The sequence below is a fragment of the Roseibium sp. RKSG952 genome (assembly GCF_009711355.1).
In genome coordinates, this window is the sequence record NZ_SMMF01000943.1 from 47,324 (window position 1) to 62,878 (window position 15,555).

19 protein-coding genes and 1 tRNA gene are annotated in these 15,555 nt (G+C 57.3%); 14 read left to right on the plus strand and 6 right to left on the minus strand.

The features are described 5' to 3' along the window. The first annotated feature begins 115 nt into the window (after positions 1-115). From E1297_RS29325 to E1297_RS29340, 4 genes are read left to right on the plus strand one after another with little or no spacing between them, the layout of a single operon-like run. A complete protein-coding gene (locus E1297_RS29325; RefSeq protein WP_155144516.1) occupies positions 116-1,012 on the plus strand; it encodes a DUF692 domain-containing protein in 897 nt (298 codons plus the stop codon). Then, entirely contained in the window at positions 1,002-1,793 is a 792-nt protein-coding gene (locus tag E1297_RS29330) for a DUF2063 domain-containing protein (RefSeq protein ID WP_196223436.1), read from the plus strand. Before E1297_RS29325 ends, E1297_RS29330 begins: the two co-directional genes overlap by 11 nt. A gap of 30 nt (positions 1,794-1,823) precedes the next feature. Further along, positions 1,824-2,408, plus strand: coding sequence for a DoxX family protein (locus E1297_RS29335; RefSeq protein WP_155144520.1), 585 nt, complete (start codon positions 1,824-1,826; stop codon positions 2,406-2,408). A 50-nt stretch (positions 2,409-2,458) separates the two neighbouring features. After that, positions 2,459-3,523 carry a low specificity L-threonine aldolase gene (locus E1297_RS29340; protein ID WP_155144522.1) on the plus strand — a complete coding sequence of 355 codons (1,065 nt, stop codon included), beginning with the start codon at positions 2,459-2,461 and terminating at the stop codon, positions 3,521-3,523. Between the two features lie 81 nt (positions 3,524-3,604). Here E1297_RS29340 and E1297_RS29345 read toward each other — a convergent pair whose 3' ends face one another. Next, complete coding sequence (locus tag E1297_RS29345) at positions 3,605-4,051, minus strand: Hsp20 family protein (RefSeq protein ID WP_155144524.1); 447 nt, start codon at positions 4,049-4,051, stop codon at positions 3,605-3,607. A gap of 275 nt (positions 4,052-4,326) precedes the next feature. On the opposite strand from E1297_RS29345, the gene E1297_RS29350 reads away from it, so the two are divergent. Further along, a complete protein-coding gene (locus tag E1297_RS29350) occupies positions 4,327-4,716 on the plus strand; it encodes a hypothetical protein (protein WP_196223437.1) in 390 nt (129 codons plus the stop codon). Between the two features lie 105 nt (positions 4,717-4,821). Further along, positions 4,822-5,907, plus strand: coding sequence for an alpha/beta fold hydrolase (locus tag E1297_RS29355; RefSeq protein ID WP_155144527.1), 1,086 nt, complete (start codon positions 4,822-4,824; stop codon positions 5,905-5,907). Here E1297_RS29355 and hisN read toward each other — a convergent pair. Both hisN and E1297_RS29365 read right to left on the minus strand, forming a co-directional pair. Then, positions 5,893-6,684 (minus strand): histidinol-phosphatase, encoded by a 792-nt coding sequence (gene hisN / locus E1297_RS29360; protein ID WP_155144529.1) that lies wholly within the window; start codon positions 6,682-6,684, stop codon positions 5,893-5,895. The two genes, E1297_RS29355 and hisN, sit on opposite strands and share 15 nt — an antisense overlap. 313 nt (positions 6,685-6,997) lie before the next feature. After that, entirely contained in the window at positions 6,998-7,846 is an 849-nt protein-coding gene (locus E1297_RS29365) for an N-formylglutamate amidohydrolase (protein ID WP_368669729.1), read from the minus strand. A gap of 277 nt (positions 7,847-8,123) precedes the next feature. Between E1297_RS29365 and cpdR the strand changes: the two genes are divergently transcribed. From cpdR to E1297_RS29390, 5 genes are all read left to right on the plus strand, one after another. Next, on the plus strand, positions 8,124-8,483 hold the full coding sequence (cpdR, locus tag E1297_RS29370) for a cell cycle two-component system response regulator CpdR (RefSeq protein WP_155144532.1): 360 nt from the start codon (positions 8,124-8,126) through the stop codon (positions 8,481-8,483). A gap of 135 nt (positions 8,484-8,618) precedes the next feature. After that, positions 8,619-8,693: transfer RNA gene (locus tag E1297_RS29375), tRNA-Val, on the plus strand. Between the two features lie 161 nt (positions 8,694-8,854). Next, a complete protein-coding gene (ykgO, locus tag E1297_RS29380; RefSeq protein WP_006932207.1) occupies positions 8,855-8,980 on the plus strand; it encodes a type B 50S ribosomal protein L36 in 126 nt (41 codons plus the stop codon). Between the two features lie 4 nt (positions 8,981-8,984). Next, positions 8,985-9,713, plus strand: a complete 729-nt coding sequence (locus tag E1297_RS29385) for a hypothetical protein (protein WP_209016062.1) — start codon at positions 8,985-8,987, stop codon at positions 9,711-9,713. A 29-nt stretch (positions 9,714-9,742) separates the two neighbouring features. Next, entirely contained in the window at positions 9,743-10,762 is a 1,020-nt protein-coding gene (locus tag E1297_RS29390) for an alpha/beta fold hydrolase (protein ID WP_209016063.1), read from the plus strand. Positions 10,763-10,815: 53 nt separating this feature from the next. Here the strand turns inward: E1297_RS29390 and pyk are convergent, their stop codons facing one another. From pyk to E1297_RS29405, 3 genes are all read right to left on the minus strand, one after another. Then, positions 10,816-12,252, minus strand: a complete 1,437-nt coding sequence (gene pyk, locus E1297_RS29395) for a pyruvate kinase (protein ID WP_155144534.1) — start codon at positions 12,250-12,252, stop codon at positions 10,816-10,818. Continuing rightward, positions 12,249-12,737, minus strand: coding sequence for a DUF1036 domain-containing protein (locus E1297_RS29400; protein ID WP_209016064.1), 489 nt, complete (start codon positions 12,735-12,737; stop codon positions 12,249-12,251). Before E1297_RS29400 ends, pyk begins: the two co-directional genes overlap by 4 nt. Before the next feature lie 174 nt (positions 12,738-12,911). Further along, complete coding sequence (locus E1297_RS29405; RefSeq protein ID WP_244327932.1) at positions 12,912-13,886, minus strand: DMT family transporter; 975 nt, start codon at positions 13,884-13,886, stop codon at positions 12,912-12,914. Positions 13,887-13,996: 110 nt separating this feature from the next. On the opposite strand from E1297_RS29405, the gene E1297_RS29410 reads away from it, so the two are divergent. The 3 genes from E1297_RS29410 (at position 13,997) to E1297_RS29420 (ending at position 15,541) form a co-directional block, all read left to right on the plus strand. Beyond that, complete coding sequence (locus E1297_RS29410) at positions 13,997-14,803, plus strand: N-formylglutamate amidohydrolase (RefSeq protein WP_155144536.1); 807 nt, start codon at positions 13,997-13,999, stop codon at positions 14,801-14,803. Between the two features lie 38 nt (positions 14,804-14,841). Beyond that, positions 14,842-15,138, plus strand: a complete 297-nt coding sequence (locus tag E1297_RS29415; protein ID WP_155144537.1) for a DUF1244 domain-containing protein — start codon at positions 14,842-14,844, stop codon at positions 15,136-15,138. 136 nt (positions 15,139-15,274) lie between these two features. After that, a complete protein-coding gene (locus E1297_RS29420) occupies positions 15,275-15,541 on the plus strand; it encodes a DUF2312 domain-containing protein (protein WP_155144539.1) in 267 nt (88 codons plus the stop codon). Positions 15,542-15,555: the final 14 nt, after the last annotated feature.

A 15,555-nucleotide genomic window follows, 5' to 3' on the forward strand; every position in this document is an offset into this window, starting at 1 on the left:
ACACAGCCTGTTCATGTGTTCCCGCATGACAGTGTAATCAGTGAGCCGGGCCATGAGGCCCGGTGCACCGGTTCCCGATCAATAGACTGAACACGGGCTACGGTTGGGCCGTGCTATGACCCAGATTTCTCAATTGAACACCCGCACGCGCATTGCAAGTCCGGTTCCCTGCCGGGCTGGTGCGGGCTTAAAGCCTGAACATGTGCCGGAAATTCTGGAAACCCGTGCGGATATCGGGTTTTTCGAAGTGCATGCGGAAAACTACATGGGAGCCGGAGGCCTGCCGCATCGCCAACTGGAAGCGATCCGGTCGGAATATCCCCTGTCCCTGCATGGTGTCGGGCTGTCCATCGGCGGAGACGGACCGCTCGACAAGGCACATCTTGCCCGGCTCCGGGAGCTCAACCGCCGATATGAACCGGGTCTGTTTTCAGAACATCTTGCATGGTCAACCCATGACACGGTGTATCTGAACGACTTGCTGCCGGTTGCCTACAATCGCAAAACGCTGCTCCGGGTCTGTGATCACATCGACGCGGTTCAGGAGGCGGTCGGGCGTCGGATGCTGCTCGAGAACCCTTCGACATATGCCGCATTCCGCCAAAGCGACATGAGTGAACTTGCCTTTTTGCGCGAAATCGTGACCCGGACAGGCTGCGGCTTGCTTCTGGACGTGAACAATGTGCACGTCTCTTGCGTCAATCATCAAGGTTCTGCGGAAGACTATCTGGCTGAGTTCCCTCTTTACGCGGTCTGCGAAATTCATTTGGGCGGCCATGCACCCGATGTGGATGATGAGGGTCGGCCGCTACTGATTGATGCCCATGACCGCGAGGTCGACGAGGCAGTCTGGAAACTCTATCAGGACGTGGTTGCGAACCTCGGTGCAACGCCGACATTGATCGAGTGGGACAATGATGTCCCGTCATGGCCTGTGCTCTTTAAAGAAGTCCGGCGGGCCGAGACTGTCCTTGAAACGTCCAGGCGTCAGGTGCTGCACAATGCCGGCTGACCCGCGACTGCATATGGATCAATCCGATTTCGCCGCAGCTTTGCTCGACCCTGAAAGACATATGCCGGAAGGCGTTATCGGTCCCGGTGGCAAGCCGGCTCCCAAACGGTTTAACGTTTACCGCAACAATGTTCTGGTGAGCCTGATTGACGCTCTGTCCCAGACTTTCCCGGCTATCATGGAACTTCTCGGGGAAGAGTATTTCCGGGCACTCGCCAAGGCTTTCATTGCCCGGCACCCGCCCGAATCGCCGGTGCTGATGTGGTACGGTGCGGCATTTCCCGGGTTCGTGGAGGCGTTTCCGCCGCTGGCGGACTATCCGTATCTTGCAGATGTCGCGCGGCTGGAGTGGCTCTGGGTGGAAGCCTATCACGCTGAAGACCGGGCGGTGCTGAACCCGATGCGCCTTGCGGAAATTGATCCCGGTGACATTGGTCATTTGACTTTTGAGCGCCATCCGGCGGCCGCTTGCCTGGCCTCCCGGTGGCCGGTCTTGTCCTTGCTGAGGGCCAACCGCTTCGAGCGGGACGCGCCGCCGGAGATAGATCTGTCCTGCGCGGAAGCCGTTTTGGTGTCCCGGCCGGATGTTGATGTCCAGCTGTCCTTGTTGCCGCCTGGGGGGGCTGCGTTCTGGGATGCGCTAGCATCAGGTCAGACTCTGCAGAATTCCGCAATCCATGCGGAGCAGAATGTGAAAGAATTCAACCTTGAGCAGTCGTTTCAGAGTGTTCTAGGGTCGGAAGCGCTGACAGGTTTTCGCCTTCCGGATCGGGACGGCTAATAAATTGTCGAGTGGAAGTGGGAGTGCTTTATGTCTGCCTTGATCAATTTTCTTATTCGGCTCTATTGGGGAATTTTCGGTGGCCTTGAACGTTTGACGAGCGGCTGGTTTCTGGGATTGGCTGCAAGGTTGGTCTTTGCGTCGATCCTTCTCGTTTTTTTCTGGAACTCGGCTCTGACAAAAATCGGAGCGGGTTTTTTTGGCTTTTTGGCCCCAAGCACGGGGGCATATGCGCAAATGTTCCCGCAACTCATGGAACAGGTCAGCTATGATACGAGCCAGATCGCATTTTTTCCGTATGGCTTGATTGTGCTTCTTGGGACCTGGGGTGAGTTGGTTCTGCCGATCCTCGTGGTGGTGGGTCTGTTCACCCGGGCGGCCAGCCTCGGTATGATCGTCTTTATTTGTGTGATGACATATGTCGACATCACCGGACATGGGGTCGATGCCAAGACCATCGGAGCCTTCTTTGATGGCGATCCCTACAGCATCATTTCGGATGACCGGCTGCTGTGGTGCTTTGTGCTGCTGGTACCGATGCTGAAAGGCCCGGGTGTGATTTCGGTCGACGCCTTGCTGGGGCATTTCTATCGCAAAGGGCCGCGCGGCGTCTGAGCGCAAAAACCGGCTTGTGGCTCTGCGGCAATGCTGCGAAAAACCGGGCCATGAACTTTGCAAGCGATAATTGGTTCGGCGCCACGCAGCCTGTCATGGATGCTCTGGCCCGGCATAACAACGGTGCTGCCCCGGCCTACGGTGCGGACCGGCTCACCCGGTCCGTAACGGATCGTTTCAGCGAGATCTTCGAACGGGACGTGGCGGTGTTTTTTATTGGCACCGGATCGGTCGCGAATGCATTGGCACTCGCGGCCTACGCCAGGCCCGGCGGTGCGGTCTTTTGCCATCGCAACGCCCACATTCAGGTCGATGAATGCAATTGTCCGGAGTTCATGTCCGGCGGTAGCAAGCTGGTGTCTGTTCCGGGGCAAAACGGCAAGATAGCGGCGGACGATTTGCGCAAGGCCATGGCGGCCTTCCCAGATGGTGTCGTCCATCATGGGCAGGTTGCAGGAATTTCGATCACACAGGCAACGGAATCGGGAACTGTCTACACTCTAGACGAGATCGCAAACCTGAAGGAGGTGGCGCGAGAGCGCGATGTGCCTCTTCACATGGATGGTGCGCGGTTTGCCAATGCGCTCGTCTCCCTGAACACGTCGCCTGCGGACATGACCTGGAAATCCGGTGTGGACGTGTTGTCCTTCGGGGCAACGAAAAACGGCTGCTGGTGCGCGGAGGCTGTCGTCTTCTTTGATCTTCACGCGGCACGCGGATTTGAGTATTTCCGCAAGCGCGCCGGTCATCTGTTTTCCAAGAGCCGGTTCATCGCGGCACAATTCGACGGGTATTTTTCAGAGGATCACTGGCTGGAAACCGCCCGTCATGCCAATGCGATGGCGACCCGTCTTGCAGCCGGAATACGTTCTGCTGGAGGGCGCACGGCCTGGCCGGTCGAGGCCAATGAAGTGTTTCCCATTTTAGACAAAAGCCGGTTTTCGGCTCTTCAAGCCGCCGGCGCGCAGCTCTACGAATGGCCAGCCGATGATTTGCCGGAAGAGCAAAAGCCTGCTGCTGATGAGACCTGTCTGCGGATGGTCACCAGTTTCGCCACCACCGATGCCGAAATAGATGCCTTTCTTGGCGTTCTTTCCGAAGACAAATCCGGATAGTTGCAGGTTTGCGGTACTCGCCAGCAAAAAGGCGCCCGAATTTTCGGGCGCCAACTCATGTGTATCTTTGCCTACAGGCCTTTAATGAGCCTTGGTCTCGATCTGTTTCTGAGCGCCTGAGCCGATTTCGATCTTGCGGGGCTTCATCGCTTCGGGAAGCTCGCGCACAAGGTCAATGTGCAAGAGGCCGTTTTCGAGATTGGCGCCGTCCACACGCACATGTTCGGCAAGCTGGAACCGGCGTTCGAAAGTCCGGGACGCGATTCCGCGGTACAGGACTTCGCGGCCATCATCGTCTTCAGCTTTTTCACCCTTGACGGTGAGAACGTGTTCCTTGGCCTCGACAGTTAAGTCCTTGTCACCGAAACCGGCAACAGCCATCGTGATGCGATAGGCGTTTTCGCCTGTGCGTTCGATATTGTAGGGAGGATAGCTCGGAGTATCCGATCCAGCTGAATCAAGCATGGAAAACAGCCGGTCAAATCCAACGGTCGAGCGATAGAGTGGGGTAAAGTCGAAATGACGCATTTTGATTGTCCTCTTCTTTGAGCAACAAGGTTTAAGCGTTAGGTTCCCGAAGCTCCCCCTAGTCCACGGCGGGAGATCGAGTGGCGCAGACCCGTCTGGCATCCGCAAACTACAGATGGGTGTGCCCGTTTTTTCTTTCAAGAGGTTTTTTGACAGGTGTGGTCCGGGAACGTGAACCGCACATGAACAAGTCTTTCCGGTCCCGTTCAAAGGCCGGATGCCATCTTCCTGAGCATCGCTGGCAGGTTGGCCGGCCGTTGCAGGGGAGAAGAATGATGAACTGTTCAAAATCGGTGTTTTCGGGTTCGGTTGCAGCAGGTCTTGTAGCGCTTGCACTCCTGATGTCCGGTCCGGCTCAGGCGGATGTGCAAGGCATTCGGGGTGCCAAACAACAGCAAGCCATCATGGATGTTGACTACCGGCGTGGAGGTGAGCGTGGCTGGTATGCCGGGCCGGGCTGGCACTATGAGCGCTTGAAGCCCCGGCAGGTTCGCCGCAGTCTCCGCCACCGGGGTTTCCGGAAAATCGAAATCCTGGACCGTAAACGAAGTGTCTACATCGTTCGTGCGCGTGGCTGGCGCGGTCATCCCGTGAGGATGGTGGTCGATGCCCACAACGCTGAAATCCTGCGGATGCGTCCGGTTGGAAAGAGGCGTCATTGGTGAGGTAAGTGAAGCAGGCTCGCAATCATGCGGCGTGCTTTGGTGTTGTGATGCCGGACAAGGGCCGTTATTTATCGAAAGCAATAGTGGATAGCGGTCCGATTACGCATGAGCCTGGTTCACCATCCCGATAATCCGGTTCCTCCCGGGGCGACGTCCGGTCTTGTGAAGACCCCGGATGGCGTCTCGCTGCGGTTTGCGCATTGGCCGGCTTTGGGTGGCAGACGCAAGGGCACAGTGACCTTGCTTCAGGGCCGCGCAGAGTTCATCGAAAAGTATTTCGAGATGGTTTCAGACCTGCGGGCACGTGGTTTCGCCGTGGTGGCGTTTGATTGGCGCGGGCAGGGTGGTTCCGATCGGTTGTTGAAGAACCGCTGGAAAGGGCATGTGCCGGATTTTGCAAAGTACCGCGAAGATCTTCGTACCATTTTGAGGGACGTGTCTCTGGCAGAGTATGCGGGGCCGCACTATGCGCTGGCGCATTCCACCGGTGGGGCGGTTTTGCTGTCGGATACGCAGCGGTTGCGCACACTGCTTGATCGGGCGGTGATTTGCGCGCCGCTTACCGGATTGCCCGATTTTGGAATTGTCGTAGGTTTGCACCGGTCGGCAAGAATGGTCGTAAAGTGGATCAGCCTTGGGCTCTTGGGGCGAGCCAGGACACCGGAAGGCTTGGACAGTGCCTTGACCGTTTCTGAGAGGCTGGCGTTTTTTATGGCCCGGTGTCTGTATTGGGCTGGTCTTGGGCGTTTTTTCGTTCCTGGAGGCAATTCAAACGTACTTGTTCCATATGACGAGAACAAGCAAACCTCGGACCCGGTCCGGTTTCGGCGTTTTAACGGTGTTCTAGAAGCGCACCCTGAGCTGGGTATCGGGGCCCCGACAATCGGATGGTTGCATGCGGCTGCAAAAACGATCCGCTCTTTTAAAGCGCGTCAATTCGGGCCATCGGTTGTGTTGCCCTGCCTTGTTATTACGGCCGGCCACGACCGGATCGTTTCCACATCGGCGACCGAAGAGCTGTGTTCGCGCACGAAAAATGCCGGCTATCTCGAGATTGCCGGTTCTGAGCATGAAATCCTGATGGAGCAAGACCGCTTTCGCGAGCAGTTCTTCGCAGCCTTCGATGCGTTCATCCCGGGCGTAGAGATGGAAGCGGAATTGAAGGCATCAGGCGGTTCACAAGGCGGCTGATGCAAGCATTGTCAGAACCTTGTCATGCAAGCGCGGATCGCCGCTGGCAAGGATTTGTCCACCATCAGCGGGATTGCCACCTGTCCAGGTGGTGACAACGCCACCAGCCCCTTCAACGATCGGGACCAAGGCTACAATGTCATAGGGTTGCAGGCCGGATTCGATCACAAGATCCATTTGACCCGCTGCTACCATGCAGTAGCCGTAGCAGTCCGTCCCGTACCGGGCCAATTTGACCTTAGATTCCACGGCATTGTACCTGGGCCGTTCGGTGTTTGTGAAGAGATCCGGAGACGTCGTGCACATTACGGCGTCCTTCAGGTCGTCACATGGACGTGTGCCGAGCTCCCGGCTACCAATGGGGCCCTCGTACCATGCGCGTTGTGTGTCGCCGAAGTAGCGCTCGCCGACATAGGGCTGTGCCATCATGCCCAAATGCGGCTTTCCGTCTTTCTTGAGACCGACGAGTGTGCCCCATGTGGGCAAGCCGGTGATAAACGCCCGGGTGCCGTCGATCGGGTCCAGCACCCAGACATACTCGGCATCGAGGTTCTCGGAGCCGTGTTCCTCGCCAAGAATACCGTGACCGGGATAAACCTCGTTGATAAGCGTCCGGATGGCGGTTTCGCCGTTGCGATCTGCAACTGTGACCGGGTCGAAACCAGAGTCCAGTTTGTTCTCGACCGCGAAGCCCGAGCGAAAATGCGGCATGATTGCTTTCGAAGACGCATCGGCAAGCCGGACAAGAAACTCTGGTAAGCTATGTTCTTTCTGCATATCTGACATTTCTTTTTTGAATGGCTGACCGAGCTTTGGAATACTTTCGGCGCTTCTTGTACGAGAATTGCGTCCTTCAGCAATGACTATCCGGAAAATTGACGCGATTTGTATAACAAAAAGGCAGATTGCAAATAATTCATGCAGGTTAAATTAATGCTCAGACTTGACGTTTGTGCGCTGCGGTGCGAATTTGTTGCAGCGCGAAAGGATATGTGTCCTGGCTGCGCCGCCCTCCTTGGGCGTTTCCTCCCTAGACTCCGGCCGCCTCTTTTGAGTGCGGCCTTTTTTTTGGTTCCACAATTTATTCGGTTTATTCGGCGGCGATCGCTTCGGTGACGAAATCGGAGTCCGTTGTGGTGGTCAGCTCCATGACAAAGGCTCGAAGGTTTTTGGAGAGTTCCAAAAAGCCCGAGTGCGGGCGCTGTGTCGCCTCGTTCATGTAAAGACCCCGGTTGATTTCGATCTGGAGCGCGTGCAGCCCCCGTGCAGGCCGGCCATAGTGCTCCGTTATAAATCCGCCAGCATAGGGTTTATTGCGGCTGACCCTGTACCCGAGATCCTGCAGCAGCCCGGCGGCGAAATTCGTCAGGTCTTCGGAACAGCTCGTGCCGTACCGGTCACCGAGCACGAAATCGGGCCGGGTATTCGAAGACTGGCATTTCACCGAGGAGGGCATGGAGTGACAATCGATCAGGACCGCGTGGCCGAACGTGACATGTGTCTGTGCGAGCAGCCGCCGCAGCGCCGAGTGATAGGGCTTGTAGATGTCTTCCACACGGTTCAACGCCTCGGCGACCGGTAAGCGGTGCTTGTATATTTCCTGGTTCTCGCCAACCACCCGCGCGACAGTCCCCAAGCCGCCGGCAACACGGATAGAGCGGATGTTGGCATAGGATGGCAGCCGCCCGTCGAACATTTTCGGATCGAGTTCGTAGGGCTCGCGATTGACATCAAGATAGGCCCGGGGGAAATGCGCGCATAGGAGCGGGGCACCTATTTCGACCACGGATCGAAACAGATCATCGACATATGCGTCTTCCGAACGCCGGATGGAGACCTCATCCAGGCGCGAGGCTTCAAGGAAAGCGTCAGTATATTGCCTGCCTGAATGGGGGGAGTTGAATACGAAAGGCAGGTGCTGGTCTGCTGGGGAAAGGATCTCGAAAGCGGGTTGGCCGTTAAAATCGGCACGCGCGGTTTCGCCGGGCCGGTCGGAGTGGAGCTCATCAATCTGGTTTTCTGCCAAGACATGCCCTCTTTTGATATGGCACCATGGTGCCAAGAATTTCCCGGCCAGTCCACAAAAAGCAGAGCGAGGACCTGGATGGCTGAATTCACCCTATCTTTACTTAGGATTCAGACTATAACCGGCAAAGATCCAGCGGGGATCCCCACATTGCCGAACTTTCACAATTCGAAGCAAATGGTTGCGTGACATGCCACGAATCCTTCTGGCGGAAGACGATAACGACATGCGCAGGTTTCTGGCCAAGGCGCTGGAAAATGCCGGACATGACGTCGTTTCCTACGACAATGGCCGAAGCGCGTATGAGCGTTTGCAGGAAGAACCATTCTCGCTCCTTTTGACCGATATCGTCATGCCCGAGATGGATGGCATCGAACTGGCGCGCAGGGCGACCCAGTTGGACCCGGATTTGAAAGTCATGTTCATCACCGGCTTTGCCGCCGTTGCGCTCAATCCGGAATCGGAAGCTCCCAAGGACGCGAAAGTGCTGTCAAAGCCGTTTCATTTGAAGGATCTGGTGAAGGAAGTGGACCGCATGCTGGCGGCTTGATCCCGCCTGTGGAAAGTTCTGCCGGACTTGTGAATTTTATACGGCAGAATTGAAAATGGGGACTTGCACACCATACCGAACCCCGTTATATCGCTCCCCACCACGGCGCTGCGGCGCGGTGATACCGAGGAATTCGGGCGTGTAGCTCAGCGGGAGAGCACTTCGTTGACATCGAAGGGGTCACAGGTTCAATCCCTGTCACGCCCACCATTTTTGCGCTTTTTAGGTCTCTGAGAGGCGCGCGGTGGTGACCGGTAAAATAGCGCAAAGGTTCTTGTGCTGCTGTTTTCGGGATAGCCATCATCACGTGCGAGCGCTTCGGCGCTCGTTTCAGGTTTAGACGAAACAGGCCCTTTCAGGGAAACAGTGCAATGAAGATCAAGAACTCGCTCAAAGCGTTGATGACCCGCCACCGCGACAACCGCATGGTTCGCCGTAAGGGCCGCGTATACATCATCAACAAGAAGAACCCGCGCTTCAAGGCTCGTCAGGGGTAATCCCTTGCGCCCCGTCGGCGCGGCCGGTTTTTCCGTTTTTGACATTGACGACCGCATACAAGCCTCCATACTGGCATGTATGCGGTTTTCTGTGTTTATCCTGTTTGTTTTTGTGAGCGCGCTGGCCGCGCAAGCGCAGCCGACACCCGACCTTGGCCCGGAGTCCGAGCTTCCGTCGGTTGACGATCTGGACACGTTGCCCGAGCTTGAGATTGAAGAAGGTGCCGGAACCGTTGCGGACGGCAGCCGGGATCTCGAAGTGCTTGATGCCTTGTTTGAGCAGCTGGCCATTTCCGGGGACCCGCAAACCACCGAGGCGATTGCCAACGAAATCCAGAAAATCTGGCTCAAGAGCGGCAGCGACACGGTTGACGTGTTGATGCAGCGCGCAAGCAAGGCCATGCAGGCGGATGATCACGGGCTGGCCCTCGACCTGCTGGATGTGATCGTGACCCTCAAACCGGATTTTGCGGAAGGTTGGAACCGCCGGGCGACCGTGTTTTACATGCGCCAGGACTATGGAAGCTCACTTGCCGATATTGAACGCACTCTGGCGCTGGAGCCGCGCCATTGGGGAGCCTTGTCCGGTCTGGCCATCATACAACGACGGTTAGGCGTCGAGGATCGTGCGCTGGACTCGTTCCGGCAAGCTCTCAAAATTCATCCGGGACTGGAAAACGCCAGGACTGCGGTTGAGGAACTCGAGCTTGAGGAACAGGGCGAGCCGATTTGATCCAGCTCCCTTTTCTTATTGTTCCCTGAATGACTGAAACACCTGTTCAGCTTGCGGCTATGTTCATTCCGGTACTTCTGTTGGCACTCCTTGGTGGCCTTTTCATATACACGGTTATTCGTTGCCGTCGTATAGCGGCCCGTTTCCCGCCATCGGGTCGGTTTTCAAGCGGGCGTCCCGGGAGCCGTCTTCATTTTGTGGCAGAGGGGCTTGATGGCGGCGGCGGAACGCTGCCGGTTCTGGTTTTTCTGCATGGGGCGAGCGGTAATCTTCATGATCAGAAATTGGCTTTTGACGGGAAGCTGGAAGCTCGGTTTCCCAGGCTTTTCATTGACCGCCCCGGTCTCGGGTACTCGGAACGCCAATTGAGAGCGGATGCTTCTCCAAAAGCGCAGGCGATGCGGATCGCCGCCCTTCTGGATGAACTGGCGATCACAAACGCGATTGTTGTGGGGCACTCTCTCGGAGCAGCGACGGCTGCAGCACTCGGGTTGTTGCGGCCGGATGTGGTCAAGGGGCTGGTATTCGTGGCACCTGCCACCCATCCATGGCCCGGTGGAGTAAACTGGTACTATAACCTTGCATCCTGGCCGGTCATTGGTGCCGTGTTTTGCCGGACCTTGGCCCTTCCCGCGGCGGAACGGTTGACCTCTCCGGCCATTGGGAACGTGTTCAAGCCCGACCCGGCACCCCGCGATTATGTATCTGCGGCGGCCTTGCCGCTTCTTTTTCGGCCCGCCTCGTTTCGTGCCAATGCGGTCGATGTTGCTCGCTTGAAGCCACATCTGATTGAGCAGTCAGTACAATACCCGGCCATGAAACAGCCTGCAGTGATTGTAACCGGTGACAAGGACGCGGTGGTTTGGCCGAGCATTCACAGCGAGGGCCTGAAACGCGACCTGCGTGACGCGGAGCTTCATGTCCTCGAAGGCGCTGGTCACATGCCCCATCACACGCATGCGGCGCAGGTCGCGCACTTGATTTCCGGTCTGGCCGGCAAACTCGAACAGCAGACCGAAGTGCGTGCTGAAGAGCATCAGGTCATATAGAAAAGGCGGAGATTGCTCCCCGCCTCTTAAACCGTCTTCAATCGATTGAAACGCTAGACGCCGCCTTGCCCGTCGCTGCCGACAAAGGCAATGCGCAACATGTTGGTCGAGCCTGGCGTTCCGAACGGCACACCGGCCGTCACGATGATCCGCTGACCGGGACGGGCAAAGCCTTCCGTGTGCGAAATCCGGCAGGCACGGCTGACCATTGCATCCTCATTGGCAGCATCCTCGCTGACGACGCAGTGAAGGCCCCAGCCAAGCCCAAGGCGGCGGGCTGTCGACATGACCGGCGACAAAACGATGACCGGAGAGGAGGGGCGCTCGCGTGCGGCACGCAATCCGGTTGCACCGGATGTTGTGTAACAGACAACGGCAGCCAGATTGAGGGTGTCGGCGATTTGCCGTGCCGCAGCAGAAATGGCGTCGGCACCGGTTGCTTCCGGTTCCGTGCGTTGAGCGTGGATGATGGTCTGGTAGTTCGGGTCCTGTTCGACCTGCTGGGCAATCCGGTCCATCGTCTCGACCGCTTCGACCGGATATTGGCCGGCAGCCGATTCAGCCGACAGCATCACCGCGTCCGCACCTTCGAACACGGCTGTTGCCACGTCCGATACTTCGGCACGCGTCGGCACAGGGGCGGAAATCATCGATTCCAGCATTTGGGTCGCGATCACGACCGGCTTTCCGGCCCGGCGCGCCGCGCGGGTGATCTGCTTCTGAAGCCCGGGAACCTTTTCGAGGGGAAGTTCCACGCCAAGATCGCCCCGGGCGACCATGATGGCGTCGGAGAGTTCAATGATCTCGTCGAGGCGCCCGATGGCTTGCGGCTTTTCGATTTTTGCCAGCACGCCAGCACGTCCGCGCGTTATCTTGCGGACTTCCGCGATATCGTCCGGACGTTGGACGAAGGACAGGGCAATCCAGTCGACGTCTTCATCAAGGGCCGCGAGCAGATCCTTGTGATCTTTCTCGGTCATCGCACTTGTTGCGATTTCGGTGTCGGGAACGCTCACACCCTTCCGGTCGGACAGCTTGCCGCCGACAATGACTTCGGTAAGGGCTTTTGAAGAATTTGCCTCTATGACCTTGAGCTGGATCTTGCCGTCGTCAAGCAGCAGACGATGGCCCGCTTCCAGAGCCTGCAGAATTTCCGGATGAGGAAGATAGACCCGATTGATGTCTCCGGGTGCCTTGTCCGCATCCAGCGTGAAACGGGCGCCGTTCTCAAGTTGAACAGGTCCGTCCTTGAATGTGCCGACCCGTAGTTTGGGTCCCTGCAGATCGGCCAGAATGCTAATCGGCCGTCCGACCACTTCCTCGACAGAACGGATGCGTTTAACCAGCATCTTCAAGCGATCATGGTCCGTGTGGCTCATGTTGATGCGAAATACATCAGCGCCGGCACGAAACAGGTTTTCAATGATCTCTTGTTCTGAGGAGGAGGGGCCGAGAGTTGCCAGAATCTTGACTCTTCGGTTTCGCCTCATCGCCCACCAGTCCCTTGTTGCACGGGTTCTGTTAGCTGGACAGTCCAGCTGCTTTGTTCGCCCGTGTCTATTTCAAAAAATCCCGTCCGCTCGAAGCCACGAGCAACGCAGTCCTCAATCCCGCGGATGGTGAATTCGCGTTGCCGCGTGCACATGAACGCGCGGCCGCCCCACTCGCCGAATTGGTCGTAATCAACTGCGTAGATGTAATAGTAACGTGACACCAACGCACCCGGTACCAGTGTTTCACAGGTATTGGCCTGCAAATTCCACCAGCCCTCAGTGACCCAGTCGGACTTGTCCTTGTATCCGATGGCAACGCCAACCTGACTTTCGGTCTTGTTGCAAAGTCTCAGGTCTGCCTTGGCTTCATCGCCAGCTGCCACAAAAAACAACAGGGTCAGGACACCGAGTGCAATTGCATGAACCACCGTGCGCGGAGCCGATCGAACAGTGCCTGGGTATTGTTCGCAATCCTCGTACATTAGCTGTCGTTCGTCTCGCGGCTTTTGGGACAATAGCTTTTTGCTGCCAGGATTAATTATTGTCAACGTGTACCTAACGAAAGTCGTTGACAGATTGGCCATTTCGATACGGATCCGGGACCGCAAATGCGTAATCGAAACCTTAGTGTGATTGCCAGCATAAATGAGGCGTCATCATGGCCGTTTTGGGTTATCGGGGTCAACAGCCTCTGCTTTCGGGGTGGTGCAGGGCAGGCCTACCCGGTCAGGTGGTGACACGGGCCGGGCGATCCATATTCCGCCCAATATGAGCAGCCCGCCGATTGTCTGCAAAATCGTAAGGGCCTCTCCGAGAGCTGCCCAGGCAAAGGCCGCGGCCACCACAGCTTCCAGAAATATGACGAGAGCGGAAAAGCCTGCTGTCAAATGACCCAGGGAATAGGCCAGAAGGCCTTGGCCTGCGGCATGTGCGAGCAGCGCCAACCCGGCAAGTGCAAGAACACCTTGAAGGGTTTCGGGCAGGAACCGGTTTTCCAGGCTCAGTGCGGCCAGAAGTAGCAGTGTCGCGGTGACGACCGCGGATCGGAACATCAGACCGCCGGGGCCGATCCCGGCACGGCCCCGCCGGGTCGCCATGATGTAGGCGCCCAGAAAAAGCGACGTGACAAGCCCATAGAAGTCGCCGGTCAGTTTGCCCGGGCCGAGGCTCAGGTTGCTTCCCACGAGCGCGCCGGCGCCCGCAAGGCAGAAGGCAAGACCCAGCCACATCGCATGGGTGACCCGCTCTTTCAGGATTATCCCCGAACCCAGCAGAACCCACACAGGTGCCATGGTGGCCAGGAATGTGGCATTTGCGATTGAGGTATTGAATATCGCCAGATGCCAGAAAAACAGATCACCTGCGAAAAAGGCCCCGGCCAGGACGACGGAGGGGCTCCAGCCATCGCGAAGGGGCTTGGAACCGGTTTCCAGACTGGCCCAGACCCAAAGAAACGGCAGGGCAGCAAACACGCGCCAAAAAGCACTCGTAAACGGGCCCACTTCGGCAAGCCGCACAAAGACTGGAGATATCCCCATGGCAATCGCTCCCGTCACCAGCGCGGCAATCGGCAACAGCATCGGATTTGCCACGCTTGTACGTGTCGCGGAACGGGGCGTGGGATTATTCATGAAAGGGCTTTCGAAAATGCGGGCCGCAGAAGGCTTGGAACAAGAACGCTCATGACGTACATCTGGGCTCCCGCGCCAAGCGCCAATCCAATTGCTATGACAATAATCGAATGACTGAACAAGAGCGGAATACCGGTACCGGCTTCGTCCCGACGGAGATGTTTGCCGGAGATCTGGAACGCGGCCTTTTGTTGTTGTGCGACCATGCGCGCAACGACATCCCTTTAGAATACGATCAACTTGGCTTGCCCGCGGGCCAGCTGGAACGCCATATCGGCTACGATATCGGCGCTCGGGCCTTGACTGAACTGCTGTCCAGGCGCCTGAATGCTCCGGCGCTTCTGACAACCTATTCCCGGCTTCTGATTGACCCGAACCGTGGCGAGGATGATCCGACCCTGGTGATGCGGCTGTCCGATGGCGCGGTCGTGCCGGGCAATGCCTGGATTTCGCCCGAGGAGCGCGCCCGCCGGATCGAGCGGTTTCACCGGCCATACCATTCCCTGATTGACGAGACGATCAATCAGATGCTTTCTGTGGCCGCCCCTCCGGTCATCGTCTCGATCCACAGCTTCACACCCGTCTGGCGTGGCGTCCCAAGGCCCTGGCACGCCACGGTATTGTGGGATGCGGATGACCGCGCTGTCAGGCCGTTCCTGAGTGGTCTGGCGGGTCATGAAGCTCTGGTGAGCGCGGATAACGAACCTTATGATGGCGCGCTGAAAAACGACACCATGTACCGGCACGCGACCCGGCGCGGTTTGGCCAATGCCTTGCTCGAGGTGCGGCAGGACGAGATCAGTGATCAGGCCGGTGTCGAGAAATGGGCTGATATCCTCCAGCCGATTCTTGAGGATTTGGCGGGACGGGACGAGTGCCGCCGTTTTCAACATCACACGTCACGAAGCGACATGTGAGAGACCATTCAAACGCCTTGAAGCATGAGGGATTGAGTATGGACGACGCAACCACAACAGAACTGGAAGCTGCCGCTTTCCGGCGTCTCTTGAAGCATCTGCGCGAGCGGACGGATGTTCAGAATATCGACATGATGAACTTGGCCGGCTTCTGCCGCAATTGCTTGTCCAACTGGTATCAGGAGGCCGCCGAGGGTCAGGGGATCTCCATGGACAAGGCGGAAGCGCGGGAAATCGTCTACGGCATGCCTTATGCCGAGTGGAAGGAAAAATACCAGACCGAGGCGACCGAGTCACAGAAGCAGGCTTTCGAAGCGAATAAGCCGCAACATTGAGGTTTCCCGTCTTGACCGTCCCCTTTTGTTCTGGCAGGCCATGCGTCTTTCGGTTCCTCAAGGCTGCGGTCAGGTGCGGGGGCTACCTTGAAGTTTGAACTGACAGAATAACAATCAGATCAGGAGCAAAGCATTTATGTCGGATCCAGGTGGAGTGGCTGGCGATCAGCTGCGTGCATTCGTGGAGCGCATTGAGCGTCTGGAAGAAGAAAAGAAGGTGATCTCGGACGACATCAAGGATGTCTACGCCGAAGCCAAGGGCAACGGTTTCGACGTCAAGATCCTTCGCAAGGTCGTGTCGCTGCGCAAGAAGCAGCCGCATGAGCGTGAGGAAGAGGAGGCTGTTCTGGACCTGTATTTGCAGGCGCTTGGAATGGCCGGGGCGATGCCGGCAGACGGATAAACAAGCTGCGTCAG